Here is a 26,996-nt window from a genome sequence, read left to right on the forward strand (position 1 = left end):
AGAGGTGAGATGGCATATGTGTTCTGAGGAGTTGGTTACCGTAGGCCGAATTGTGGGGGCTCACGGCATAAAAGGAGAGTTACGGCTTTTGCCTTTAACGGACTTTCCTGAGCGTTTTAAAGATATGGATTACCTAGATGTCTATCGCCCCAACGGTTCTTTTTGGTGCCGACTCACTATAAATTCGATACGGGAGCATGTTGGCAAGGGGCAATTTATCGTAGGTGTAGACGAGATAGTCGATAGGGATGCTGCTGAAAGTCTGCGCGGCGGTCTTGTAATGGTCAGGCCTCAAGAAAGAGTGGAACTTCCCGATGGGTTTTACTGGATTGACGATTTACTTGGACTTACTGTCGTCGATTGCGATACGGGCAACAATCTGGGTACTTTGGTGGAAATCATGTCAACGGGGAGCAATGATGTTTATGTTGTAGAAACGGAAAAGGGAAAAAGGCACATGCTTCCGGCGATATCAGAAGTTGTAAAAGAGATCAATATCGATAACGGTTTTGTAAGGGTGCATTTGCTGGAAGGATTGTGGGAATAGTGCGCTTTTCTGTAGTGACTGCTTTCCCGGAGTACTTTGAAGCTTTTTTGAACACGAGCATTATAGGAAGGGCCGTCAAGGAGGCAAAAATTGAGGTCGAGATCGTTAACTTAAGGGATTACGCCTCGAACCGATATGGTCAAATAGACGATTACTCCTATGGCGGTGGCGGAATGGTTATAATGCCCGAACCTCTTTACAAGGCTTTAGAAGATATCAAATCCGCCGGTTCTTGCGTTGTATATCCTTCGCCCCAGGGGGTGGTGCTGACTCAGGACCTGGTGGAGGCGTTGACTAAGAAGGATCACATCGTGTTAATATGCGGTCACTATGAGGGAATTGACGAGCGCTTCGTCGAAAAATGTGTGGACCTTGAAATATCCATAGGGGATTACGTTTTAACGGGCGGAGAACTGCCTGCGATGGTCATAATTGACGCCATTTCTCGCCTTATTCCGGGAGTGGTCGGAAAGGAAGAGGCGGTGTTGGAGGATTCCTTTTATAAGGGAATGTTGGATTATCCCCATTACACGAGGCCGGTTAATTGGCAAGGTCTGGGAGTTCCAAAAGAGCTTACGTCGGGAAATCATCAAGAGGCTGCAACATGGAGAAGAAGGGAGGCCGCTGTCAGAACGCTTAGGCGTCGCCCCGATCTTTTGTCCAGGGCTGGAATTAGGCCCTATCTGACAAAAGGGGTTTATTTAATGTTAGCGCACTATCCTGTGTTAAATAAAAGCGGTAATGTGGTCGCTTCTGCGGTAACAGGCCTCGACCTTCACGATATTAGCAGAAGTTGCATGACCTTCGGGGTAGATAAGTTTTTGGTGGTTACTCCCCTTAGGTCGCAGCGCGAGATGGTTTCCAAAATAGCAGGACATTGGCAAAAAGCTCATGAGATGGGCCTCAATCCGCTGAGGGCCGAGGCTTTAAACTTGCTTAAGGTCATTGGGTCGATTGACTCAGGTTTGGCTTGGATAGAAAAAAAGGAAAGAGAGAAACCCTTGGTTGTGGCTACGACTGCCAAACAAGTCAAGGGAGCGCTTCCTTATTTGGAGCTTAAAAGAATAGCGCTTGAAAAAGATGTTCCTTTGTGCATTCTCTTTGGCACAAGTTGGGGCCTTGCCGATGAAGTTTTTGACCATGTCGATCTGGTTTTGAAGCCTATAATGGGAGGTAATGGAGAGTATAATCATTTATCCGTAAGGAGCGCAGTAGCTGTTGTGTTGGACCGACTTTTTGGATGGAGATAAAGATTTAAGCGAGGGAGGAAAATAAAAATGGATCCAAGGATTGCATTAGTTGAAAAACAATACCAGAAACGCGAGCTGCCGGAATTCAGGCCCGGTGATACTGTTAGAGTTCACGTGTGGGTAAGGGAAGCCGGCAAAGAGAGAGTTCAGGTTTTTGAGGGTGTCGTGATTGCCAGGAAAAATGGCGGCTTAAGAGAAACGTTTACTGTAAGAAAAGTATCCGGTGGTATTGGTGTGGAAAGGATATTTCCCTTATACTGTCCTAACGTGGAAAAGATAGAGGTCGTTCGCCATGGTAGGGTAAGAAGGGCCAAGTTGTATTATTTGAGAAAACTTTCCGGTAAAGCTGCCCGCATAAAAGAACGCCGCAGATAAACGAGATAATGTTTTGTCTGAAAATCGAAAAAAGGCTTGCATCAATTATGTATGCAAGCCTTTTTTCTAAGCCTAAATTCAATAATTGTGTATAATAGAACAAGTCAGGTATATAATATATGATATGCAATGATAGATAGTTTCGATCCTTAAACTTTGCAAATAGGATCGAGGTACATTAAAAGACGACTGTGGTTAAATATCGAAGGGAGGATTACCATTGAAGAGAATTCTTGTCACGGGCGGAACGGGACAGATCGGTTCAGAGCTGGTGCCTGCGCTTAGGCAAAAATATGGAAGCGATAATGTGGTGTGTGGAGGTCATAGGCGCAACCCGGACCCCGAATTGGCAGAAGGCGGCCCATACGAAGTGGTCAATGTTGTCAATGCAGATGAATACGTCGATGTTGTGAAAAAATATGGCATTAACGTCATATATCACCTGCCGGCCATATTATCCGCAAAGGCAGAAGAAAATCCGATGGGCGCCTGGCACGTAAATGTTACCGGTTTGATAAACGCCCTGGAAATAGCCAGGGAATATAAATGCTCTCTCTTTGTCCCCAGCTCCATCGCTGCTTTTGGACCGAGCTCTCCGAAATGGAAAACCCCACAGGATACTATACAACGACCTCATACCATGTATGGCGTTACCAAAGTGACGGGAGAGCTCTTGTGTGATTATTATTTTCTTAAATATGGCGTGGACACTCGTGGAGTCAGATACCCTGGATTGATTTCTTACAAAACCCTTCCCGGCGGCGGCACGACAGACTATGCCGTTGAAATATTCTACGAAGCCTTAAAAAACAAAAAATATACATGTTATCTAAAAAAAGACACTCGCATGGATATGATGTATATGCCCGATGCTTTAAAGGCTGCCATCGACTTGATGGAAGCCGATCCGTCAAAGCTTGTTCACAGGAATGCCTTTAACATTACGGCTATGGCCTTTACTCCCGAGGAGCTTGTTTTGGAAATAAAGAAACATATACCTGAGTTCGAGATTTACTATGATGTAGATCCTGTAAAACAGGGCATTGCCGATTCATGGCCCGATATGCTCGATGATAGCTGTGCCAGACAGGAATGGGGATGGAATCACGAGTACGATTTGCCAACAATGGTTAAGGATATGCTTGAAAAGCTGTCGAAAAAACTGGGGATACATTATAAGTAATACTTTCATCTAATGATAAAAGCGGGGGCATTGTATTTTTGCCCCCGCTTTTTTGGAAACCTTGAACGTATCCTGAATTTTAATTAAACAAAGCGCTCAAACGTCTTTGTCAGTTTATCCCACGATATGTCGCGATCGTAAAGTGGTTTATCGGAATTTTCATAAGCCGCCAGAGATTCCTCGAAGGTTTTTCTGTTGTTTAGGTATATTACCCCAAGGGGCAATTTATCCGTTTCAAATGCTTTCTCTAAAGCCATCTTTCGGTCGCTTGCATCGTAGTCATCTCCAAGATAATATGTGTTTTCTTTAAACCATTGATAAGTGTTGATTTTGTTAAAGGTAACGCAGGGTTGAAATATGTTGACAAAAGAAAATCCCTTATGGGATATGGCTTTTTTTAGTATCTCTTTTGTTTCTTCTATGTCTCCTGCAAAGGCTTGGGCAACGAAAGAAGCGTCGAGGGATACGGCGAGAGCAATTGGATTCAAAGGCAAGCTTGCCACTCCTTTCGGGGTTGTGGGCGATATGTATCCCATAGGGCTTGTTGGGGAAGCCTGCCCCTTTGTCAAACCGTAAACCCTGTTATCGTGAACGAGAGCTGTTATATCCGGGTTTCGCCTTATTGTGTGAATTATATGGTTTCCCCCTTCAGCATATCTGTCGCCGTCTCCTCCAACGTCTAGGACTACTAGCTTGGGATTGGCTGCTTTTGCCCCAGTAGCGTTCGAAATAGAGCGGCCATGGAGGCCATGAAGAAAGTGGGTATTGACATAGTGATTTAGTTTAGCGGCCTGTCCTATTCCGGAACAGATCAGCACGTCTTGGGGCGTAAGATCGAGCTCGGCCAAGGCTTTTTTGATTGCGTCAAGTATGGGGAAATTGCCACAACCGGGACACCACATTATATCTATAGGGCCAGGAACATCGAACATTCTAACATCTGTCATTTTTATCCCTCCAAACTATACATGCAAACAACGCAGCTTAATTAATAATTCTTCAACCGTAATTTCCATTCCAGAAGATGTCAGTATTCGATGAGATGTTTCAATGCCGGTAAGCAGCTTAATTAAGTTGGCCATTTGAGCCGTAGCGTTCCCTTCTATGTCTACTATAACCTTTGCTCTTTTCAAATAATCTTTTGTAGAGCTATGCAGCGGGAAGGGCTGTCTTATTTGCAAAAAGGCCGTTTTTGGCCTTGAAAATTCCTCCATCGCCTCTTCGATGATATGTTTAGTAGATCCCCACCCTATCAAAAGTACATCGTAATCTACGTCTCCATAAAGCGCAGGCGGAAGAGAGTCTTCCTCTAATCCCTTCAGTTTGCGCATTCTTTTGGCATTCATTTCGCTTCGAATTTGAGGATCTTCATCCATATTTCTTCCCGTCTCCCCATGTTCGTTGCTGTCAAAGGCTATTAGTCCCTCGCCGTAGCCCGGAATGCCTCTTGGCGATACACCATCTTCGGTTATGACATAACGTTTGTATGATTCATCTGTTTTTATGATATGTTTTTCGACCTTAAGGCCTTCGCAAGAGAAAGCGGGAAGGTTATACGACGAGTCTAAAAGATACTGATCGGTGAGGATGAAAACAGGGACCTGATAGTGAGCCGCTAAATTGAAAGCATGCTGTGTCATATAAAAAGCTTCCTGGATCGAACCTGGAGCGAGTATTGCCCGTGGAAATTCGCCATGTCCCGCGTAGAGGGCTAAATTTAAATCCGCTTGTTCAGTTCGCGTGGCAAGACCGGTAGCCGGCCCGGGGCGTTGTCCCAGATGTATTACCATTGGGCTCTCGCCAATCCCGACTAAGGACAACCCTTCGCTCATCAAATCAAACCCTCCGCCTGAGGTCGTAACCATGGCACGGCCGCCAGCGTACCAGCCCCCGATGGCCATGTTCATGGCAGAAATTTCATCTTCGGTTTGTTCGGTCACTATTCCAAACTCTTCAGCGACTTGTGAAAGATGGGAAAGAACCCCTGTTGCAGGGGACATGGGATAACCGAAGATCATATTGCAACCGCCTGCAATTGCCCCCAAAGCCACTGCATCGCTTCCTGTAAGAAGAAGCTCTTTTACAATTTCGCTGTTGTGGTCCATCTTTACGGTTATGTCTTCTGCAAGTTCCCGTGATATTTCGTAGCCCTTTTTAGCTGCATCAATGTTCTTGGTTACTAAACTCTTGTCCTTTGCTCCAAATCTTTCGTCAAAGTACTGTTCCAAAAGGGACATATCTACGTCAAAAAGGGACGTTATTATCCCGGCAGCGACGACGTTGGCGAATAGGGGGCTACCTAACTCTTTGGCAAAATGTAGCAAGGGTACGTCAAAAAACATTTGGCCCCTTCCTGCCAATTCCTTTCCCATTTCCTCTATGTCGCCTATTATAACAGTATCGCTGCTGATGCGTTCCTTAAGGTAATTCCTGAGTCCTTTGTTTAAACAAATGAGCAGATCTATGCGATTTACGAAGGCTCGTACGCTCTTTGATGAAACTCGAATTTCAGTAGAGTTATTTCCTCCTCTGACTCGGGACATATATTCTTTAGCGGCAAATACGTTAAGCCCGCTTCTTTTAAGTACTTTTCCAAGAATATCCTCGACCGTTTGAATGCCTTGACCGGCTGCTCCTGTAACTACTATCGAGATGTCCTCATTCTTACCTTGGGGTAAGGTAATCACCTTTTCCACTCCCTTTTTTAAAAATGTTTTAAGTAAATATATCAATAATCAGCAGATATTTCAAATAATAAACCCGTTGGAAAATAAGTTTAATTTGAATTAATCGATGATAGAGTTCATAATTGGTATTGGCAAAAAATTAAAGAGCGGAGGGTCTTAAAGAAAAGTGAAAAATTCATCAGTTATATTGAAGGGCGGCGTTGTATTTACTGTAACCAATGGTGTATTAGAAAACGTTGATATATTGATCGAAGAGGGGATTATTAAAGACATAGGCAAAGGACTCAAAGGCGTTTCCGAGTGCGAAGTGGTTGACGTGACAGATCGTATTGTCACACCCGGTTTTATCGACCCTCACACACATATCGGTCTAATAGAGGAGGGTTATCCGCAAGATGAAGAAAGTGTAAACGAACACACCGATCCTGTAACGCCACATCTGCGCGTCATTGATGCGATAAATCCCTATGATAGAGCTTTTGACGAAGCTATATCAGGCGGAGTGACGACAGTGCAGGTTTTGCCCGGAAGTGCAAATGTTTTGGGTGGTCAGGGAGCGATCATCAAAACTTACGGTCGAATAATAGATAAAATGGTTAGAAGTTTTCCTTCAGGTATGAAGGCGGCTTTCGGAGAAAACCCGAAAAATTTATACAAAAAGAAAGACCGTTCTCCCGCCACGAGGATGTCAGTGGCTGCAATTTTGAGAGAATCGTTTATGACGGCTCAAGATTATGCTCAAAGGAAAGATCGTGCTCAAAGGGAAGGCAATATCTTTGACAGAAATATGAAATGGGAAGCTTTGCTTCCCGTATTGAGGGGCGAATTGCCCTTAAGGATTCATGCCCATAGGGCCGATGACATGATAACAGCCATTCGTATAGCCGATGAGTTCAACCTCAAGTTTACATTAGAGCATGGTACAGAAGGAGACAAGATAACCGAGGTCCTCGCTCCGAAGCAAATTCCTGTAGCTTATGGTCCGGGTATCACCTCAAGATCTAAGTTGGAACTTCAAAACAGATCGTGGGAAGGTGCCGTAGAACAATACGAAAAGGGCGTTCATCTGTGTTTTACTACTGACCATCCGGTTGTGCCGTTAAATCATCTGGTTTTGCATGCCTCTTTAGCTGTCTCGGCAGGCATGCCTTCAGATGAGGCTTTGGCAGCCATTACAATAAAAGCAGCCGAACATATCGGAATGGAGAAGGAGCTCGGATCAATAGATAAGGGCAAAGTAGCCGATCTTCTGGTGTGGGACGGGGATCCTTTAAGCTACTTCAGTCATCTTCTCCTTGTTATGGTCGAGGGAAACATAGTGAAGCGTTCTTTGTAGTTTGAGCGTATCCTTTCCATTACCCCTCGATAAATGCCTAAAAATAAAGACATACATACATAGGCAGGAGGGAACGGCAACGCCTATGTATGTATGTCCCGATGAGGAAGGGCTTTTCTAAGAAATATTTTACTACAAATTACATACAAATGCCAAAGTGAAAATGAAATTTTGTTTAGAGGAGGACAAACAAGAATGCAAATTAGGGCTTTAAAACGACCCGATACCCTTGGAATGCTGGCGCCTGCGAGCCCAACCAATGAGGAGGACCTAAAGAAGGCCGAGATCGCAATTAAAGAGTTGGGGTTTAAGGTCATCGTTGGCGAGTCTTGTTATGCCCGTAGGGGCTATTTGTCGGGTGATGATCACTTAAGAGCCAGTGATGTAAACAAAATGTTCGTTAATGAAGATATTGACGGAATAATTTGTCTGCGAGGTGGATACGGGAGCATGAGAATACTCGATATGCTGGATTTCGATATTATCAAAGACAACCCTAAACCTTTTATAGGGTATAGCGATATAACGGCTCTGCTTGTAACCTTTTTTCAAAGGGCAAAAATGCCCACCTTTCACGGACCTATGGGAATAGATTTCGCGAAGGGTTTAGATGAATTTACTAAAAATAGTTTCATATCTGCAGTTTGCGGCTCAACGGAAAATATGATCCTATCCAATCCCGAAGGCCGACCACTTCGTGCTTTATCTCAGGGAGAAGCAGAGGGAGAAATTGTCGGGGGAAATTTGTCCATAGTTGCTGCTACGTTAGGAACGCCCTATGAAATAGATACTCGGGGGAAACTGCTTTTGCTGGAGGATATCGACGAAAAACCCTACAAGGTAGATAAAATGCTTCTGCAAATGCGCTTGGCCGGGAAACTGGAAGAGGCTGCAGGTTTTATTTTGGGAGATTTTAGAAATTGCGAAGAGACAGATGCTTCCAAAAGCCTTAATCTTGAGGAAGTATTCGCTGATTACATTATCCCTCTCAGAAAACCCACAATAGCTAACTTTTCAGCCGGGCATTGTGATTCTAAAATTACCGTACCCATAGGCCTGAAGGCGCATTTGGATGCATCCAATTGTAAAATATGTATTCTAAAAGACCACATTGCCAATTGAAAAATCCTAACCCTTTTAATTTTAGGGCTAATGTGCTAAATTGCTTACTAAAAGCGCCATACCCAATTGATCCATTTCTCATCAGTATTGACTAATAAAAATAAGTTGCGTATAATGCGATTGCAACGCCGAGGTGGTGGAATTGGTAGACACGCACGTTTGAGGGGCGTGTGGGATTTCCCGTGGGGGTTCAAATCCCCCCCTCGGCACCATAGATCAAAAAAAGAAGGAGCCTGTTTTGGCTCCTTCTTTTTTTGAAAGCGTTAAAGAGAAGGGGTATCGCAATTTGTGTGTATTAAGTTTCCTCTCCTGAATCTGTTAATAAAGGAGATATGATAATATATTTACATGTCCGATATTGTTAGGAGGGGATGAAATGCCATCGTTTGTGGACCTAAACCGCCTTTTTAAGCCTAAAAAAATAGCCATAGTTGGCGCATCATCTAACATGGATAGCATATCAGGTCGACCTTTAAAATTGCTGAACCGATACAATTATAGAGGGGATATTTTTCCTGTGAATCCTAAATATGATTCACTTCATGGATTCAAGTGTTATCCAGATATTAGATCCCTTCCGGCATCTCCAGATGTTGCTATTATTGGAGTAAGAGCTGGTGTTGTGCCTGATATTTTGGAACAATGCGGAGAGAAAAAAGTTCCCTTCGCTGTCATATTTTCTTCGGGGTTTGCTGAAGCTGACGACCCTCAACTTCAGGATAAAATAATTTATATAGCAAATAAATGGAATATCCGTTTGGTAGGTCCGAATTGTCAAGGTTTGGTAAATTTTGTCGACGGTGTTCCTCTGAGTTTTTCTGCTTCATTAGACGCAGAACCCCTGGAACCTGGACATATTGCTTACGTCTCGCAAAGTGGAGCTTTCGGATTTGCCTCTTTTGCTCTAGGTGCCGACAGTGGTGTAAAGTTTCGCTATGTAGTAACTACTGGCAATCAAGTAGATTTAGATGTAGTTGATTTTGGGCGGTTCATCATTGAAGACAGAGAAGTGAAACTTCTTATCATTTACATGGAAGGTTTGAAAGACGGCTCAAAGTTCCTGGATTTAGTGCAACAAGCCAAAAAGAGGGAAATTCCAATTGCAGTACTGAAAGTTGGCAAGAGCGAGGTGGCTAAAGAGGCAGCGAAAAGTCACACGGCTGCTCTTACGGGTGATAGGGAAGTTTGGGATGCCGTATTTAAGCAATATGGTGTTATAAGCATTTCTGACGTAGAAGATATCATCGATCTGGGAACCATATTTTCATCTCCCAAAAGGGCTACAGGCAAAAAGGTAGCGGTGTTAACTACTTCCGGAGGAGCAGGTATAATCATGACGGATTTGTTGGACGACTATGGCCTGAATGTGCCGGTTTTGGATGAAAACACGCAGGAGAAGATAAAACCCTATATACCCCCCTTCGGCTCCAGCTCAAACCCTATAGACATGACTGCGCAGGTGATAAACGACCCCAAAGGTTTCCCTGGCTGTTTAGATGCGGTGCTCGAATGTCCTGACATAGACATGGTCACCGTCATTATATCCATGATTACCGGTAAATCGGGCGAACAGATGGTCCAGGACCTCATAGCTGCGAGTCAAGGGACCAAAAAACCTATAAATTGTACCTGGCTGATTGATCGTAAACATGGGGAAGTTTTTTTGAAACAGCTTAAAGCTGCAGGTGTACCGTTATTTCAAAGTTTGCGCAGAAGTGCTTTTGCACTGAGCGCACTTGCCAACTGGCATGAAGTTATGTTGAAACCTACGAAGGATATAGAGGTCAGGGGAGAACCATTTTTGTCCAAACTTCCATTAATGATGACGGAATATGACTCAAAGAAATTGTTGGAGCATTGGGGCGTTCCGGTGACAAATGAGAGGCTTTGCTTGTCCTTGGAAGAGGCCATAGAAGCAAGCGAAGAGATTGGGTATCCCGTGGCTTTAAAGGTTATGTCTCCTCAAATTCTTCACAAAACGGAGGCCGGAGTAATTGCCCTAAACTTGCAAAACGAAGAACAAATACGCAATGCCTACGGCAGAATATTGGAAAAGGCCAGGAAATTTAACGCTGAAGCCAACATTGAGGGAGTATTAGTTCAAGAAATGGTCGGTAGCGGTTTGGAATGTATGATAGGTGTCAAAAGAGACCCGATTTTTGGTCCGATTGTCGCCGTCGGTTTGGGAGGAATATATGTCGAAGTGCTGAGAGATGTTTCGTTGCGACGTGCCCCCATCGATGAGAATACCGCTATGGAAATGATAGAGGAACTTAAAGGTTATCCCCTGCTTGCAGGAGCACGTGGTCAAAAACGAAAGGACATAAACGCTTTGGCAAAAGCAGTGAGTTTAATATCGAGAATGGCATGTATAGAAAGTGAGCTAAAAGAATTGGATGCAAATCCGGTTTTTGTACTAGACGAAGGAAAAGGAGTGTTGGTTGCGGATGCTCTAATATTGCGCAAAGAGAAGGAGTGATGTCAGGTGTCGGTGTTTCTGATACTATTGGCCTATTTGCTGGGATCAGCTCCTATGGGATATTTAGTTGTCAAACTAGTAAAGGGCGATGACATCAGGAAGTATGGTTCAGGCAATATAGGAGCTACAAATGTCGGAAGAGTTATGGGTAAAAAGTGGGCAATCGCTGTGGGTATCTTCGACATAACAAAAGGCGGATTAGCCTTACTAATTGCAAGGGTCTTGGGGGTATCTTCTCCGCAATTGCTGTCTCTTTTAGGAGTAGTAGCTGTTTTGGGACACAATTTTCCTGTGTGGTTGAAATTTAAAGGCGGAAAGGGAGTGGCAACTTCCTTCGGCGTTATATTTATGTTTTACCCTCTCGCTTCGATCCTTGGGGGGGTTGTGTGGTATTGCGTGATGAAGGTGAGTCGTTACGTTTCTTTAGCATCTATGATATCCCTTGCTTCAACGCCGATATGGTTGAAGTTGTTTGACGCCGATATTTTTTATATCGTGGCCTCATCCTTTTTGGCGTTCCTTACGATAGTTAGACATCATGCAAATATCAGAAGATTATTGGCAGGGACCGAGCATAAAGTTGGCGAAAGAGCAACTTAAGGTTTTGGAGCGCATGGTTATATAATTCGAAAGGAGTATAATGACCATCTGCTGTTGAAGGGCATTTAAAAGATTGAGAAGGGAGTTTCGCACATTTGCCTATTGTTTACATTATACTAATTGGCCTATCTTTATCGATGGATGCATTTTCGGTATGCTTGAGCGTTGGAGCTTGCCGAAAGGATTGTTATCTTACGGTTGCCCTACGAATGGGGAGTGTGTTCGGTTTTTTTCAGTTTATTATGCCCATCTTTGGATATTTTCTGGGTTACTATATTTTGCGCAAGTTTTCACCCTATGACGAATGGATAGCTTCGGTTGTTCTTATTTGTATCGGTCTTAAAATGCTGAGGGATTCAAAAAGGGAAGAACAATGCAGTCCAAGAGATATTACTAAAGGGCTTGCATTGTTATTTCTTGCGATTGCCACTTCGATCGATGCATTGTCCGTTGGAATTGGTATTGCAGTGGCGAATATTTCTATCATGTTCTTTTCCTCTGTTGTTGGTTTTGTTACTCTATGCATGTGTTTATTGGGAGTATACTTCGGCAGAGCTCTTGGCTTTCTTTTGGGCCGATGGGCTTGTGTTTTTGGCGGTCTTGTAATTTGTCTTGTAGGACTTAAGATGCTATTCTTGTAACGATCGAGATTTCCTCTCTTTAATTCCCCTAAAAAATGTTTGGTATCCCTAAAAATATTCTTGACATATTTTGACCTTCATGCATATAATGAGCATGGTCGCACTAATGCCATAGGCAGGATGGGGGTGCATGGATATGGAAAGCCTCACTGAAAAGATAGAAAAATACATACGAAGCCTGCTTGAGGCTAATTCGGCGGATGAGATTATATTGCGACGCAAGGAGTTGGCAAATGTTTTTGGTTGTGTGCCTAGCCAAATAAACTATGTCTTGCAAAGCAGATTTACGCCTGAAAGAGGTTTTATCGTAGAGAGTCAAAGGGGAGGAAATGGTTACATTAGAATTATACGGGTATGCCTTTCCGGCGTGGAGGACAGGCTCAATCACATTGAAGAGATAGTTGATGGAGTAATGACACCGCAGGAAACAAGGCGTCTTTTGAAAAATTTGGAAGAACGTGAACTGTTGACGCTGAGGGAACGCACCATGTTAGAAGTTATCTTGAGATTTGTCGATGAAGTGTTGGTATCCTTTTTCGATCTACCCGCCTATCGCAGAGATGAAATTAATACTGAACTTGTTAGGCGGGTGCTCAAAAGCCTGGCCATTATATAGGGGGAATTTACAATGATGTGCGAACGATGTCAGGAACGGGAAGCAGAGGTGCATATCAAACAAATAATAAACGGTGAGGTAAAGGAATATCATCTATGCAGAGAATGCGCAGAGACTATGGGCCTGGAGGGTATTGACCTATTCCCTCATTTTAATTTTGATTTGTCATGGGAAAATCTCTTAGGTTCCCTCTTCGAACCCTTCGCTGCCAAAGAATTGCGCAGGCCCGTGAGAACTGAGATTAAATGCCAAGGCTGCGGGTTGGATTATTCGACTTTTCAAAAAACCGGCAAGTTCGGATGTCCAAAATGCTACGAGTCTTTCCGAGATTATATTAAGCCCTTGCTTCGAAAAATCCATGGAGCTGATCGTCATAGGGGGAGTAAGCCTGAGTTGAGTTACATAGAAAAAGATGCTACAGGAGACGAACTGGAACAATTAAAAAAGGAGCTTAAAGAAGCGGTAGAAAAAGAGGAGTACGAACGTGCGGCGAAAATTCGCGATCGTATCCGCGAATTAACATCGAAAGGTGATGGTAGCGATGGCAAAGCGTGACTTGTTAGCACATCCAATTGAGTGGGTAAAGGGGAAAGGAAGCAATTCTAATATAGCTGTTTCCAGCAGAATAAGATTAGCGCGAAATTTAAGTGATTTTCCTTTTACCCATCGATGTGATCATGAAAAATTATATGCCATTGTTGATAAAGTTAAACAAGTGATATTAGATTCAGACCTTTTAAAAGATAGCGATGTTGTAGAAATGGACGCCCTGGATTCCTTATCTAGGTGGGTGTTGGTAGAGAAACACCTTATTAGTCCGCCCTTCGCAGGCGACGGACCTGGCAGGGTGGTAATAGTGGATTCAAAAGGTGTCATATCGATAATGGTCAATGAGGAAGATCATCTTAGGATTCAAGTTATTTTGTCAGGTCTTGAGCTTAACGAGGTGTGGAGAATAGCAAAAAAGGTCGAAATGACGTTCGAAAAGTTGGATTATGCATTCGATTCTGATTTCGGCTATCTGACGGCATGTCCGACGAACGTCGGAACGGGAATGCGTGCCTCGGTAATGGTTCATATACCGGCGCTTGAGATGTCAAAGCAAATCGCTACTTTGATAAATGAATGTAATCGCATTGGCCTTACAGTAAGGGGAACTTATGGGGAAGGAAGCGATGTGCTGGGCTCGTTATATCAGATCTCAAATCAAATTACCTTGGGCCTCGGCGAGGAAGAGCTGATTGATAAGGTAGCTTCTGCTGTACGACAAATTGTTACGGAGGAAGAACGCGCCAGAGCGGTGATGAAGCGTAAATTAGACAGTTCCTTAGATGACAGGCTTTGGAGGGCATTTGGCGTAATGAGATATTGCAGAAACATCAGCACGAGAGAAGCTCTTGAACTGATTTCGCTAATCAAAATGGGCAGTGACATGGAAATAACTCCTAAACTTTCCGTGGAGGATTGGAATAATCTTGTTCTTGGCGTACAACCGAACCATGTTCAGTTGTACGCGGGCAAGGAACTGACGCCGGATGAGAGGGATGTGTACAGGGCAGCCTTTTTGCGGGAACGTCTTAAATGCATAGAACCTAAGTAAGGATAAGAGGGGTGATGTAGAATGTGGCAATTTTTTACGGAGCGAGCAAGAAGGGTGGTCCAATTAGCTCATAGAGAAGCACTGAGGTTGGGTCACGATGTAATAGGTACGGAACATATATTGCTGGGCTTATTGGCCGAAGGCGATGGAGTAGCAGCACATGTGCTGATGTCCTTAGGTATAGATTTAGATGAAGTTCGCAAGAGGGTTGAACAATTGGTTGGCAAAGGACAAGCAAAGGACAAACCGATAGATCTGCCTTTAAGTCCCAGGGCAAAGCGAGTTCTGGACTTGGCTATGAGGGAAGCTCGAAATATGGGTGTCAACTACGTTGGAACAGAACATATCCTCCTGGGATTGTTGGCCGAGGGGGAGGGAATTGCAGCTCAGGTTCTTACCAGCATGGGGTTGGATATGCAAAAGGTGTATCAGGAAGTTGTTCGATATCTCTCCGGAGGGGAGGTAGACCAAATGAGCCAAAGCCAAGGTTTGTCAAGGAAGAAATCTCATACCAAGACTCCGACACTCGACCAATTAGGCATCGATTTAGTTGAGATGGCTCGTCAAGGCGAACTCGATCCCGTTATCGGTCGTGAGCGCGAGATACAGCGGGTAATTCAAATTTTGTCGCGCAGGACTAAAAACAATCCCTGCCTCATTGGTGATCCAGGCGTAGGGAAGACTGCAATTGTCGAAGGATTGGCTCAGAGAATAGCTACAGGTGAGGTCCCGGAAGTTCTTAAAAACAAAAGAATAGTCCAACTCAATATTGGCAATTTGGTAGCGGGAACCAAATACAGAGGTGAATTCGAGGAGCGCATGAGAAAACTGGTCAAGGAGGTTCGCGACTCCAAAGACGTGATCGTCTTCATCGATGAAATTCACACCCTAGTTGGTGCAGGTGGAGCAGAAGGAGCCGTCGACGCTGCCAATATCTTAAAGCCAAGCCTTGCCAAAGGAGAATTTCAAGTAATTGGGGCTACGACTTTGGACGAATACAGAAAATACATCGAAAAAGATGCTGCTTTAGAGAGGAGATTTCAACCTGTTTTTGTGGGTGAGCCCACTATAGAAGACACCATAGAGATCTTAAAGGGTTTGAGAGATAAATATGAGGCGCACCATCGGGTCAAAATAACGGATAAAGCTTTGGAAGCAGCAGCAAGGCTTTCTGCTCGTTACATAAGCGACAGATATTTGCCTGACAAGGCTATCGATCTTATCGACGAAGCTGGTGCGAGGGTGCGACTTTCTACTATGAATCCGCCGGAGTTTATAAAGGAGCTGGAAAAGAAGCTCGAGACGGTGAGAAAGGAGAAGGAAGCAGCAGTAGCGTCTCAAGAATTTGAAAAAGCCGCCGCCTTAAGGGACGAAGAAAGAAAGTTATCAGAGGAACTGGAAGAAAAACGGAAGGAATGGCAGGCTAAGAAGTCTCAAGAAGAACCAATAGTCGACGAGGAAGACATAGCATTGGTGGTTTCAGAATGGACAGGCATTCCCGTAACGCAAATGACGGAAGAAGAAAGCCAACGGCTGCTTCGTATGGAAGAAGAGATTCATAAACGCATTATTGATCAAGAGGAAGCTGTATCCATAGTGGCCAAAGCGATCAGGAGGGCCAGAAGCGGCTTGAAGGATCCCCGGCGACCCATAGGGAGTTTCCTGTTTTTAGGCCCTACTGGCGTTGGCAAAACTGAGCTGAGCAAAGCTTTGGCGGAATTTATGTTCGGAGACGAAAATTCCATGATCCGTCTCGACATGAGCGAATTTATGGAACGCCATGAGGTTTCCAAACTCATAGGTGCACCTCCCGGCTATGTGGGATATGAAGAAGGAGGCAAATTGACCGAGGCTGTCAGAAGGCGTCCCTATGCTGTGGTTCTTTTCGACGAGATAGAAAAGGCTCATCCCGATGTGTTTAATATACTTTTGCAAATTCTGGAGGATGGAAGGTTAACCGATGGACAGGGTCGTGTTGTCGATTTCAAAAACACGGTGATCATTATGACGAGTAATCTCGGAGCGCAGGATTTGATGAAAGGTCCGGCCATTGGGTTTGCTGCCGAATCGGAATATCAGATCGATTTCGAGGCCGCAAAGAAAAATATATTGGATGCGGTAAGAAGGACCTTTAGACCGGAGTTTATAAACAGAATAGACGAAATAGTGGTCTTTAAGCCTTTAGGCGAAAAGGAACTTCTTCAGATTGTAGATATAATGATCGATGACGTAGCTGAAAGACTGGCCGAAAAGGGTATATTCATCGAAGTTAGCGAGGCTGCAAAGGGGTTTTTGTTGAAAAAGGGGTACGAGCCCAAATTTGGCGCGCGACCCCTGCGAAGGACTATACAGCGATATATCGAAGACAGGCTGGCTGACATCTTGCTTGAAGGAAAAATAAAACCGGAAAGCGTAATCAAAGTCGACGTCTCAGAAGACAATATTACTTTTATTCCTGTGGCAAAAGGGAAAAACAACAATAAAAAGAAAGCTGTCTCCAAAGAATCTGCACAATCTTGATACGCGCTAAAAGTGTGAAATATAATTTAAGGCCGCGGATAGTTACTTTTCCGTGGCCTTTTGCTATTATAACCATGAAAGCTGAAAGTTCTTTCAGTTCATCCGATAATAATATTTTATGTTAAGGTGGTGTAATTATGATGTACGGTTTCGATATTTTTTTGTTGCTATTTCTTTTTTTGTTAGTGCTTCCCTCCTTCAGGCAATGGAACCTCGAACGGCTACGACAAGGACAGATCAAGAAAATAGAGCATAAACGCAGAAGTCGAGTCATTACACTAATCCACAGACAGGAATCCATCGGTTTTTTGGGAATGTTCGCAAGAAATTTCATTAGCATCGAGGATTCCGAGGAAGTGCTTAGGGCAATAAAATTAACTCCTAAAGATATGCCGATAGACTTAATAATTCACACGCCCGGAGGCGTTCTCTTGGCAGCCGAACAAATTGCAAAAGCATTGTCTAAACATGATGCCAAGGTTACCGTGTTCGTTCCCCATTATGCTATGTCTGGTGGAACGCTAATTGCCCTTGCTGCGGACGAAATAGTGATGGATGAAAATGCAGTTTTGGGCCCGGTAGATCCTCAAATTGGCCAATACGCAGCTGTTTCCATTCTAAAGGTCCTTGAACAGAAACCAATTTCAGAAGTAGATGACAATACTATCATATTGGCTGATATGTCAAAAAAGGCCATTACACAAACGCGGCGCTTTGTATATGACCTCTTGATAAGCAACGACGTTCCTGAGGAAAAGGCAGAAGAACTCTCCACTGTATTAACCGATGGCAGGTGGACCCATGATTATCCCATTATGTATGAGGAAGCAAAACGATTGGGCCTCAATGTAACGAGTGGAATTCCCGAGGATGTAGCATCTTTGATGCATCTATATCCTCAAGCCGGACAGAGACGCCCCTCCGTTCAATATGTTCCCATGCCTTATCAACGTCCGACATCTAATGGGAAAGAATAATTTTAATATCTGCTGATACTTGGCGAAGTTTCAGAAAACGCGTTAAGTAGTCCTGATATAGAAAGTTTAAGTGGTTATATAATATATGTCGTTCCTATGTCTGCATGATAAAATATATTATAAATGAGACGCACAGCTGTATGTGCGTTCGATAATTATGCAAGCAGTGCAGTCGATAGAAGAGGAGGTGAAGAGGACATATTACCGATGCAATATCATTTTCATGGCAATAATTAAAATATGAGAGGAGGTAGAAATGAGAATGAGCGAAAATGGAAGTTCGACGAGAAAGCCCACTCTTTTTGAAGCTGTTCTGGCTGTTAGCGTAGCTGCTGTCTGCATTGGAACCGGTGTTTTGGTTTTGGGCGTAGATGTGCATATTCCACTGGTGTTCTCTGCTGCCTTTGTGTGTTTGATGGGCCGTTATTTGTTGCATTTTCAATGGAAAGATATGGAAGAGGGCATGTTTCGCGGTATCCTTGCCGGGCTTCAGGCTGTTTTGATATTAATGATAGTGGGAATGATAATTGGCTCATGGATACAGGGCGGCATCGTGCCGACGCTCATATATTATGGTTTGAGCATCCTTTCACCCAGCATATTTTTGCTTGCAACTTTGTTAATCTGTTCTATTGTTTCATTGGCGACGGGCACCTCGTGGGGTACCTCAGGCACTGTAGGTTTGGCCTTGATAGGTATTGCCGCGGGGTTGGGGGTTCCAATGCCGCTGGCGGCCGGCGTAGTTATTTCCGGGGCATACTTTGGCGATAAGATGTCGCCTCTTTCTGACACTACAAATCTGGCTCCCGCAGTTTCGGGGACGACCCTTTTTAGTCACATAAGGGCGATGGTCTCCACAACTTTGCCCACCTACGTAATAGTTGCCATTATTACCGTAGTATTGGGCCTCAGGTTTGCAGGTGGGACTTTGGATGTGACGAGGATAGTTGCTTTTCAAAAGCTACTCGCTGCAGAATTTAACATAAGCATCGTGGGTCTTATTCCCCCTATAGTGGTAGTTTTGCTGGCAGCTTTAAGGTTTCCTGCAATACCAAGTTTATTTGCAGGTGTAGTACTGGGCGGCATAATGATACTTCTTCAAGGCAGCGGACTGGGAACTATGGTCACTGCGATTCATTACGGTTACAGCCCTGCTTTTAGCGCGGAAGTTGCAGGAGCGGAGAGTCTCGATGCCGTAGCGGGCATCCTCGCTGCGCAGGGAGTCAGCGATGTCGCTCCCGAACTTGCTCAAGAAGTGGGAGGGATGCTCAGCGATTTGCTCGAACGCGGCGGACTCGATTCCATGATGTGGACTGTTTCCTTGATATTGTGCGCACTTTCCTTCGGTGGTGTCATGGAGCGTTGCGGAATATTAGAAGTATTGCTGCAGGCCCTCTTGCGCCATGTGAAAAGCGTTACAGGACTGGTTACATCGGTAATAATTTCTTGTATAGTTTCCAACATTTTCTTGGGGGATCAGTATGTTGCAATAGTGCTCCCTGGCAGAATGTTTAAGCCTGCCTTCGATGAAAAAGGGCTTCACCCTAGAATGCTTTCCAGAAGTTTGGAAGATAGCGGCACATTGACATCGGTTTTAGTTCCATGGAATACATGCGGAGCTTATCATACAAGCGTCTTAGGAGTGCCCACGATTCAGTATTTGCCCTACGCTTTTTTTAATTACCTTAACCCGATCGTGGCCATTGCTTTAACAGCTATGGGCAAATCGATATTCTGGCGCAAGGATACGGATGAGGATATCGTAAACGTATAGTAGAATTGTCGACGGAGGTATGACCGATGGAGACCATCATCGAATCACGATCAAGCTATTCGACTCCCATTTGGATGAAATTCATTTTATTTGTTTTTGGGTGTTATTGCATTTTTTCGGCAGTATTAGATTTTTCTTTTTATAAGATAATATTAATCATCGTTTCCTTTTACGGTATTATGTATAAAAAGAAAATCTACATTTCATCTGATGGAATAACAAAAGAAGTATATGGAATACTGGGAATATCCAAAGAATTTCTTCCATGGGAAGATGTAAAAGCAGCTACTTTTGCCTACAAGGGCGATATGGTGATGGTCTTTTTTGAAAGAGGAATCACGGGATGGAAGTTATTGTTTAAGCGTTCCGATGAACCTTTGCTTGAAGAATTAATCAAAAAATATGCTCCGCAGGCGGAAGTTGATTTTTTAGGCAATTATACCAAGGACTCTAAAAAGCAAAAGTTATAAGTTAGGCATATTTCAAATGCCCCGCCAGCTTGGGGGGCATTTGAAATATTTAGTGGGAAGCTAAAGCTTTTCCTCGACGGCTTTAACTTTGCCGTCCATTGTTAATTCTTTACCTCTTCTTTCATCAATTTTAAGACTAGTTGAAACTCTTGACACTCCTTTTTCGAATAAACAATTGTGGGCTGCTTTAGCGGCATTGAGCACCTCATCTAGTTCACCTTCCAAGACAGTGCTCATCGGCGTCAACCTGACTTTCAGATTGAATTTTCTCAAGGTTCTTTCCACCTCGGCTACATAAGAGCTTACACTAGGACTGTTTGTGCCTAAGGGAACCACAATTATCTCGGCGATAACTCTTCCCACCTTTGACACCTCCTTCAGATTGTTTTATTTTCTAAATCCGCTGGATTTTTATTGCTAATGTCTTGGGTCTCTTAAAATATATCATTTTTATCATTTTTGGTAAAAACTTTCAAAAATAGGTGGTCGTAGACGCTGGCGAAATAAGTACTTTAAAGGGGTTTATGAGTTGTGGTAATATGATTTAATCATACGGACTATCTGTCTTAGGGAGGCGATGTAAATGCAATATATTCATAGTGATAAAGCACCTAAAGCAGTTGGGCCCTATTCGCTTGCGGTAAAAGCAAACGGATTTGTCTTCGTTTCGGGGCAACTGCCTCTAGACCCGGAAAGCGGCTTAATTGTAGAAGGTTCTGCAGAGGAGCAGACAGTCAGGGTGTTGCAAAACATTGAGGCAATTCTGGAAAGTGCCGGGTCAGATATATCAAAAGTCGTAAAAACCACAGTTTTTGTAACCGATATTGCCAATTTTCAGGCCATTAACAAGGTGTATTCAGAATTTTTTGGCGATAATAGACCTGCCAGATCTCTCGTCGAAGTGAGCAAACTGCCAAAGGAAAAGGCTCTACTTGAGATAGAAGTGATTGCCTTAGCATAAAAATACCGTATTATCTCAAAAATTATTCTGAAAATTATAAATAATGGAAAAATATAGAATATAATTTTCAAGTTGACAAAACAGCTATAGGTGATTAAACTCTCATTTGCTGGGTGCGGCAATGGAAGACAAAGCCAAATACCGTATCCAAACCCTATCTCCTCCTCAAAAAAAGGGACCCGTTGAGGTCCCTTTTTTATTAAACTTCCATTTATAATTCATTCTGTTTCTGTTAAAATACACGTGCTTGACGCGTAGGCAAGAAGGGAAATATTAGAAATTAATCTACCACAGGGGGGAATATATAATGCAACCCAGAGCAATGCAAATGACATTGGAAGATATGCTTTCTTTGATGATGGCTCGTATAGACAGCGTGGCCATGTCCGAAGAGAGCATGAAGACCAAGTTCGATGTATTGGGTCGAGCCCTTTATAAAAAGGGTATTATAACCGATGACGATATCGTAGATGCGGTCAGAGAGCAGGGAAAGCTCATGAAGGCAATTGGCGCTACTCAAAATGATCTGACCGATGAAGAGGTAAAGGCCATAGCGGAAAATATCCTTCTATGGCTCAAGGGAGACGCCGGTACGATTAAAAAGAGCATGGAGGAATACGAGCAAAAACTTCGTGAGCTAGCTTCTCAGGAAAACAAGAAACCGCGCCTAGATGTGGCATCTCCGGCAATATTATCCGAACTGGATAAAATAACCAAAGGAGGCAAGCCGGGCAACAAATTGATTCTATAAAATAACAAGTATAAACACGAGTTCATGTAAGCTGTCACGCCTATTGGACTCGTGTTTATATTTTATTTTGTTCGGTATGAAGTTATCAAATAAGGAATTGCTATAAAATGTTATTCTGAAGTAGGCTGATTATTATAGTGTCCACATTCTTCATTCCCTTATTGCTCAATTCGGCCATATTGTCTACAGTTTCTTCGAGAGTCTCTCCTATGATGCCCCTCGGGATATCGTGTCCGTTTTTTTCTAAGGCAATCATCGCTGCATTATAGGCTTCATAGGCACCGGTACCTACCTTAAGGGCACAGGTGTCTTTGGCACCGTCACATATCATGCCAATCAAGTTGCTGACGTGAATTTCAATTGCATCCTCCACTTTAGTCATATCTTGAGAAAGAAGGTATGTAATTCCGGCTGCGGCTCCGGCGCCTGCGGCAACGGTGCATCCGCAGATCGGACTTAGCCGCCCAGTTCTGCTTTTTAAGAAACTTGTAGTGAGATGGCTCAAGGTCACGGCTTTGGCAGTTTCTTCCATTGTTTTTTTATAAAAATCTGCCACCAGGTAAACCGGAAGAATCGCTGTTATACCGTGATTTCCGCTTCCGGCGCTGCTCATTACCGGTTTAGAAATTCCTGCCATTCTTGCGTCTGCGGCAGCTGCGGCGTAAGCTTTTATTTTTAGCGGAAGGGCGGAAAGATCGTCGGATTTGATCATCTTGAAAATAGTTTTTCCTACTCCAAGACCATAATCGTTGTCAGGGTCTAGCCCTATATGCGCGACAGCCATATTCATTTTTATTCCTTCGTAAATATACTTTATATCTTCATCATCTATGTCGTTTAATAGAGAAGTCAATTCATTGAATGTCATATTTTTAATAGCATCAAATATGCTTGCTTTTTCCGAATTTTGGATTACGGGGAGTCTTTTGCGTTTTGAAAGTATAAGTTTACCATCCATCATAATCTTTGTAATGTTATCATGCCTATCCTCAATAAAACAAGAACATGTACGTTTGTTGGTTATTATCGTAACTTTTACATATACCCCCTTTTTGCAAAATTTGGAGATACGGTAACAAGGCCTGCTTTGACAAGTTGCATAGCTTTTTCGATGTCGCTTATATCGCAACATTTTAACGCTTCCAGGCCATACTCCGATTTGCCGCAAATAGCCCCTAGCGCTGCTGCCACAGCATTTCCCTTTAAATCCTTGACACCCGGAATGCCTACTGCATAGCCATTCTTGTAAATATTAGGGCTTACATCGACTTCTATTCTTTTGATTTCCTCGGAACCTATTTCTTTTCTTGCCCGGGCTGCGGCCAGCGCTACAGCGCCGGGCTCGGTACAACCAAGCGCAGGCACCACTTCCGTTCGCAAAAAGTCCTTTATTGCAAACAATTCTGTCCCTCCTTTAATAATTGTTATTGCATTCTATCAAATTATCCCTCGAAAATTGTCTTGAAACAAGAATGTTTCTGAAAAGCCATTATGTGTGATATAATTGCCACATACCTCATGAACAAAGGAGTTGATCTTGAATTGAAAATACAAGTTCTTGGCACGGGGTGCCCTAAGTGTAAGAAACTTGCGGATATGGCTGAAAAAGTTGCGCGAGAACTCGGTCTAGATTATGAAGTCGAAAAGGTTACAGATATTAATAAAATAATATCTTTTGGAGTAATGGCTACCCCTGCCTTAGCTGTTGACGGGAAGGTTGTCATTGCAGGTAAAGTTCCGTCGGAAGGGGCGCTGAAGGATACATTTAGAAACTTATCGGGTAATTAGATAACCTCTGAGCATAACTTTAACGAGCCTGCCTAATGATGGAATTTAACGCAGCAGAGGCAGGCTCGTAGAGGCATAGTTGCTATGCATGTAATTATAATTTATGGCCAAATTCCGCGTATGCGCATTGCTTGCGATATTCTTCCAATTGCTGTTACGTATGCAGCTTCGCGCATTTTTATTTTTTTTCTGCCTTTAATTTCCCATATCTCCCGGAATGCCTCGGTTATCCTGTTGTAAAGTTTTTTATCCACGGTCGATTCGTCCCAATATTCCCCCGATCTTCCCTGGACCCACTCGAAGTAGCTAACGATCACTCCGCCGGAATTTGCCAAAACATCGGGAATTATTAAGACTCCATTGTCGGAAAGCATTTTCTCCGCCTGCGGAGTGACAGGGCCGTTTGCCAATTCTAAAATAATCTTGGCCTTTATATCGCTGACGTTTGTCTCGTTTATCATCCCTTCCAAGGCGGCGGGTATTAGGATATCCGCATTACTCGACAATAATTCTTTGTCTGTTATATTCTCGCCCTCCGGAAAATTAGCAACTGTCCTGTTTTTCATTTTATGTTCCTTTAGCTCGCTGGCAGGCAAGCCCTTTGGATTATAAATTCCACCTCTGGTATCCGATACAGCGATAACTTTTATTCCCATCTTTTCTAATAAAAGATGCATATGACTTCCGGCGTTTCCATATCCTTCGATGGCGCAGGAGAGATCTTTATTATTGAAATTTAGTGCTTTTAACGCTTCAGTGAGAACGTATACTCCGCCCTGTGCAGTTGCTTTGCTTCGACCCAAAGAACCGCCCACTTCGACTGGTTTGCCCGTAATGACGGAGGGCTGACTGAAGCCCTTGATCTTTTCGTAGGTATCGGCTATCCATGCCATGATTTGAGGATTGGTATTTACATCGGGAGCGGGGACATCGTAATCTGTGCCTATGAAGCGCGATATTCCCAAGGCATATGCCCTGGTCAACTTTTCCAGCTCGTCAATCGATAGATCTGCAGGTGAGCAATTTATGCCTCCCTTTCCGCCTCCGAAGGGCAGTTGGGCTACAGCGCATTTTATAGTCATCCATCCGGCTAGAGCAATTACCTCATCCCTGTTTACCTGAACATGATAGCGTATTCCGCCTTTATAGGGTCCAAGGGCATTATTGTAGTGACAGCGCCATCCCTTGAAAATCTTTATTGAGCCATCGCTTAAACGAACCGGAAGAGATACCTCTAAAATTTCTCTTGGTTCTTTTAGAATATCGAAATACTCCGGATCAATGTCAATGTATCTTGCGGCATCATCGATTTGTTTTTTTAGCATTTCATATGGATTAAGCTGCATATAAAGATCACTCCTTCATAATGTTATTAAAACAAATAGACATTCCTGCTGCATGATGCGCACATGCATATGTATAACATAAGTGTGACCCATGGGCTGAATTTAATAATCCATGTTTATATAGCACTTTTAATAAAAAGTCAAATATTAAACTAAACGACTATATGAGTTTATGCATTATAAAGCAGAAGATATCTCTTATTAACGATATATGACGCAAAAACAAAAAGAGGTTATTGGAATTTAAATAAGCTTGAAATAGCTCTTTGAGATTATTCCAACAACCTCTTTTTAACTGAGTGGGAGAGGCAATTTTTACTGAGGTTAACATGAGGCAAATATTTTATTATTTATAGGTACCAATTATAAATCGAATCTATCGAACCTCCTTGCCCCCAATGTATGTTTTTTGGACCCTTATATCTTTAATATATCTAGGGTCAGTTTCAAAGGGGTTTTTGTCTAACACTATAAAATCGGCCGGCTTGCCTATTCCCAAATTTCCTATATCGGGGTCTAGCATGATATTGCCTCCTCCTGCAGTATAGCAATAAATGGCGTCTGTTATGTCCAGCGCTTCGTTTGGTGTCGCTGCTGCGAGAGGAATATCCTCATACTTGCCCCTTGTAACTGCAGCATAGACGGTCTCCCAGGGATTAAGTTCTTCAACAGGCGAATCTGTTCCAAATGCAGTCGGTATTCCGTAAGAGAAAATACTTTTAAAGGGGTGTATGAACTCTGCCCTATCTGAGCCTAATCGGTCAATAGCCCACCAGTCCGTGATCACGAAATGCGGTTGGATTGAGGCATACAAGCCTATATCCTTCATGCGTTTAATATGGTCTGGTCTTAAAACGGAAAGGTGCTCGATTCGGTGTCCTCGATCATAAATTTTAGCTTCCTGAAATGTGTCAAGTATCATGTCTATTGTGGCATCGCCTATTCCGTGAACAGCGATCTGTAAATCAGCAGCTTCAGCTGATTTGACCAACTGTAAAAGTTCTTCTTTGCCTATGTTTGGGAATCCCTGCAGGTCAGCCATATCAGAATAGGGCTTGGTAAGCCATGCTGTGCGGGCACCGAGCGACCCGTCGGCGAGTATTTTAATTCCCTGTATCCTTAACATGTCGTCGCCGAAGCACCTCTTTATGCCTAGTTTGTCTAGGGCGGATAAGATATCGGTATTTTCGTACATTTTTTCCCCGGTTTGACATCTTTTTCCTGGCTCTAGATATACCCTGACTCTTGTGGTAATTTCTCCATCATGCCATAGTGACATTAAAGCAGACAGCATCTTTGCGTCACAGCTTACAAACCCAAGACAGGTCAACCCCAGTTTGGAAGCATAAAGAAGGGCATCTTTAAGGATTTTTTTGCACTCGGAAATAGAAAGGCTATCTTTAAATATTTCCCTGACTCGTTGAAATTCACTCTCCACCACTATGCCCGTGGAGGAAGTTATGCCCGTCATCTCTAAGGCTTTTGAATTTAGGACCGCGGCATGAAGACATACCCTTGAGAGAATAACAGGTCTTTCTTTCTCAACGGCATCTAAGTCGTCTTTTGTAGGCCATCTTTTTTCTCTGAAAAGCTCTTGGTCCCAACCATGTCCTAAGATCCACGAAGTTGAAGCCTTTGAAGCGAAATTATTTAGTTTATCTCGAAGATCTTCGATGCTTGCCGTGTTTCTTAAATTCAAAGAGTTAATGTACATTCCAAGTTCATCGATGTGCAAATGAGAATCAATGAAACCGGGTAGGACAATTTTCCCTCCCAAGTCTGCTGTTTCACCTTTCAAAGATTTGGTTTGCTCCGAAATCTCTATGTTTGATCCTGTGGAGGCGATTTTACCATTAACGACCAAAAAGGCTTCAAAATGCCGGCTATTCACGATGTCCCCGTAGGCCTTGCAGTTAACGAATCCAGTAACGTAATTCATGTCTTTAGCTTCCTCCTGTTAATAATAAAGAAGT

Annotated in this window: 26 protein-coding genes and 1 tRNA gene; 20 read left to right on the forward strand and 7 right to left on the reverse strand. The window is 43.4% G+C overall.

Annotated elements, in window-relative coordinates; genetic code table 11:
- Positions 1-4: 4 nt before the first annotated feature.
- The 4 genes from rimM to B3N34_RS06575 all read left to right on the forward strand — a co-directional run bounded on the left by rimM (position 5) and on the right by B3N34_RS06575 (position 3,355).
- Positions 5-547: a ribosome maturation factor RimM gene (rimM, locus tag B3N34_RS06560; protein WP_286975992.1), complete on the forward strand. Its 543-nt coding sequence runs from the start codon at positions 5-7 to the stop codon at positions 545-547.
- Positions 538-1,797, forward strand: coding sequence for a tRNA (guanosine(37)-N1)-methyltransferase TrmD (trmD, locus tag B3N34_RS06565; RefSeq protein WP_349679697.1), 1,260 nt, complete (start codon positions 538-540; stop codon positions 1,795-1,797). Before rimM ends, trmD begins: the two co-directional genes overlap by 10 nt.
- 27 nt (positions 1,798-1,824) lie before the next feature.
- Positions 1,825-2,172 (forward strand): 50S ribosomal protein L19, encoded by a 348-nt coding sequence (gene rplS, locus B3N34_RS06570; protein WP_286975995.1) that lies wholly within the window; start codon positions 1,825-1,827, stop codon positions 2,170-2,172.
- 220 nt (positions 2,173-2,392) lie between these two features.
- Positions 2,393-3,355: an L-threonine 3-dehydrogenase gene (locus B3N34_RS06575; protein ID WP_286975997.1), complete on the forward strand. Its 963-nt coding sequence runs from the start codon at positions 2,393-2,395 to the stop codon at positions 3,353-3,355.
- A gap of 83 nt (positions 3,356-3,438) precedes the next feature.
- Here the strand turns inward: B3N34_RS06575 and B3N34_RS06580 are convergent, their stop codons facing one another.
- Both B3N34_RS06580 and B3N34_RS06585 read right to left on the reverse strand, forming a co-directional pair.
- A complete protein-coding gene (locus B3N34_RS06580; protein WP_286975999.1) occupies positions 3,439-4,302 on the reverse strand; it encodes a thiamine pyrophosphate-dependent enzyme in 864 nt (287 codons plus the stop codon).
- A 15-nt stretch (positions 4,303-4,317) separates the two neighbouring features.
- Positions 4,318-6,042: a 2-oxoacid:acceptor oxidoreductase subunit alpha gene (locus B3N34_RS06585; protein WP_286976001.1), complete on the reverse strand. Its 1,725-nt coding sequence runs from the start codon at positions 6,040-6,042 to the stop codon at positions 4,318-4,320.
- 166 nt (positions 6,043-6,208) lie between these two features.
- Here B3N34_RS06585 and B3N34_RS06590 point away from each other — a divergent pair, with 166 nt between their 5' ends.
- From B3N34_RS06590 to B3N34_RS06650, 13 genes are all read left to right on the forward strand, one after another.
- Positions 6,209-7,378, forward strand: a complete 1,170-nt coding sequence (locus tag B3N34_RS06590; protein WP_286976003.1) for an amidohydrolase — start codon at positions 6,209-6,211, stop codon at positions 7,376-7,378.
- Between the two features lie 195 nt (positions 7,379-7,573).
- Positions 7,574-8,500, forward strand: a complete 927-nt coding sequence (locus B3N34_RS06595) for a S66 peptidase family protein (protein WP_286976005.1) — start codon at positions 7,574-7,576, stop codon at positions 8,498-8,500.
- Between the two features lie 127 nt (positions 8,501-8,627).
- Positions 8,628-8,712 (forward strand) — tRNA-Leu (locus tag B3N34_RS06600).
- Positions 8,713-8,876: 164 nt separating this feature from the next.
- The gene (locus B3N34_RS06605; protein WP_286976029.1) at positions 8,877-10,979 is read left to right on the forward strand and encodes an acetate--CoA ligase family protein; all 2,103 of its coding nucleotides are present in this window, start codon (positions 8,877-8,879) and stop codon (positions 10,977-10,979) included.
- Positions 10,980-10,985: 6 nt separating this feature from the next.
- Positions 10,986-11,579, forward strand: coding sequence for a glycerol-3-phosphate 1-O-acyltransferase PlsY (plsY, locus tag B3N34_RS06610; protein ID WP_286976034.1), 594 nt, complete (start codon positions 10,986-10,988; stop codon positions 11,577-11,579).
- Between the two features lie 95 nt (positions 11,580-11,674).
- Entirely contained in the window at positions 11,675-12,220 is a 546-nt protein-coding gene (locus B3N34_RS06615; RefSeq protein WP_286976036.1) for a manganese efflux pump MntP family protein, read from the forward strand.
- A gap of 136 nt (positions 12,221-12,356) precedes the next feature.
- Positions 12,357-12,836, forward strand: a complete 480-nt coding sequence (locus tag B3N34_RS06620) for a CtsR family transcriptional regulator (protein WP_091460406.1) — start codon at positions 12,357-12,359, stop codon at positions 12,834-12,836.
- A gap of 12 nt (positions 12,837-12,848) precedes the next feature.
- A complete protein-coding gene (locus B3N34_RS06625; protein WP_009200431.1) occupies positions 12,849-13,391 on the forward strand; it encodes a UvrB/UvrC motif-containing protein in 543 nt (180 codons plus the stop codon).
- Positions 13,378-14,436, forward strand: a complete 1,059-nt coding sequence (locus B3N34_RS06630; RefSeq protein WP_286976041.1) for a protein arginine kinase — start codon at positions 13,378-13,380, stop codon at positions 14,434-14,436. The genes B3N34_RS06625 and B3N34_RS06630 overlap by 14 nt, the downstream gene beginning before the upstream one ends.
- A 21-nt stretch (positions 14,437-14,457) precedes the next feature.
- Positions 14,458-16,956: an ATP-dependent Clp protease ATP-binding subunit gene (locus tag B3N34_RS06635; RefSeq protein ID WP_286976044.1), complete on the forward strand. Its 2,499-nt coding sequence runs from the start codon at positions 14,458-14,460 to the stop codon at positions 16,954-16,956.
- Positions 16,957-17,093: 137 nt separating this feature from the next.
- Positions 17,094-17,933, forward strand: coding sequence for an SDH family Clp fold serine proteinase (locus tag B3N34_RS06640; protein ID WP_349679699.1), 840 nt, complete (start codon positions 17,094-17,096; stop codon positions 17,931-17,933).
- A 262-nt stretch (positions 17,934-18,195) separates the two neighbouring features.
- On the forward strand, positions 18,196-19,707 hold the full coding sequence (gene nhaC, locus B3N34_RS06645; RefSeq protein WP_286976048.1) for a Na+/H+ antiporter NhaC: 1,512 nt from the start codon (positions 18,196-18,198) through the stop codon (positions 19,705-19,707).
- A gap of 26 nt (positions 19,708-19,733) precedes the next feature.
- Positions 19,734-20,177: a hypothetical protein gene (locus B3N34_RS06650; RefSeq protein ID WP_286976053.1), complete on the forward strand. Its 444-nt coding sequence runs from the start codon at positions 19,734-19,736 to the stop codon at positions 20,175-20,177.
- 60 nt (positions 20,178-20,237) lie between these two features.
- Here the strand turns inward: B3N34_RS06650 and B3N34_RS06655 are convergent, their stop codons facing one another.
- A complete protein-coding gene (locus B3N34_RS06655) occupies positions 20,238-20,540 on the reverse strand; it encodes an MTH1187 family thiamine-binding protein (protein ID WP_286976057.1) in 303 nt (100 codons plus the stop codon).
- 220 nt (positions 20,541-20,760) lie between these two features.
- Here B3N34_RS06655 and B3N34_RS06660 point away from each other — a divergent pair, with 220 nt between their 5' ends.
- Together B3N34_RS06660 and B3N34_RS06665 are read left to right on the forward strand one after the other, a co-directional pair.
- Complete coding sequence (locus B3N34_RS06660) at positions 20,761-21,138, forward strand: RidA family protein (RefSeq protein ID WP_286976059.1); 378 nt, start codon at positions 20,761-20,763, stop codon at positions 21,136-21,138.
- A gap of 307 nt (positions 21,139-21,445) precedes the next feature.
- Positions 21,446-21,889, forward strand: a complete 444-nt coding sequence (locus B3N34_RS06665; RefSeq protein ID WP_286976062.1) for a hypothetical protein — start codon at positions 21,446-21,448, stop codon at positions 21,887-21,889.
- 100 nt (positions 21,890-21,989) lie between these two features.
- On the opposite strand, the gene B3N34_RS06670 is transcribed toward B3N34_RS06665, so the two are convergent.
- Entirely contained in the window at positions 21,990-23,021 is a 1,032-nt protein-coding gene (locus tag B3N34_RS06670) for an L-serine ammonia-lyase, iron-sulfur-dependent, subunit alpha (RefSeq protein WP_349679700.1), read from the reverse strand.
- The gene (locus tag B3N34_RS06675; protein WP_286976065.1) at positions 22,925-23,290 is read right to left on the reverse strand and encodes a hypothetical protein; all 366 of its coding nucleotides are present in this window, start codon (positions 23,288-23,290) and stop codon (positions 22,925-22,927) included. Before B3N34_RS06675 ends, B3N34_RS06670 begins: the two co-directional genes overlap by 97 nt.
- A gap of 141 nt (positions 23,291-23,431) precedes the next feature.
- On the opposite strand from B3N34_RS06675, the gene B3N34_RS06680 reads away from it, so the two are divergent.
- Complete coding sequence (locus B3N34_RS06680) at positions 23,432-23,677, forward strand: thioredoxin family protein (protein ID WP_091460387.1); 246 nt, start codon at positions 23,432-23,434, stop codon at positions 23,675-23,677.
- Between the two features lie 101 nt (positions 23,678-23,778).
- Here the strand turns inward: B3N34_RS06680 and B3N34_RS06685 are convergent, their stop codons facing one another.
- Positions 23,779-25,023 carry a Glu/Leu/Phe/Val family dehydrogenase gene (locus tag B3N34_RS06685; RefSeq protein WP_286976069.1) on the reverse strand — a complete coding sequence of 415 codons (1,245 nt, stop codon included), beginning with the start codon at positions 25,021-25,023 and terminating at the stop codon, positions 23,779-23,781.
- Positions 25,024-25,399: 376 nt separating this feature from the next.
- On the reverse strand, positions 25,400-26,962 hold the full coding sequence (locus B3N34_RS06690) for an amidohydrolase (protein WP_286976071.1): 1,563 nt from the start codon (positions 26,960-26,962) through the stop codon (positions 25,400-25,402).
- Positions 26,963-26,996 lie beyond the last annotated feature (34 nt).

It is taken from the genome of Acetomicrobium sp. UBA5826 (assembly GCF_002433005.1).
Classification (GTDB): Bacteria; Synergistota; Synergistia; order Synergistales; family Acetomicrobiaceae; genus Acetomicrobium.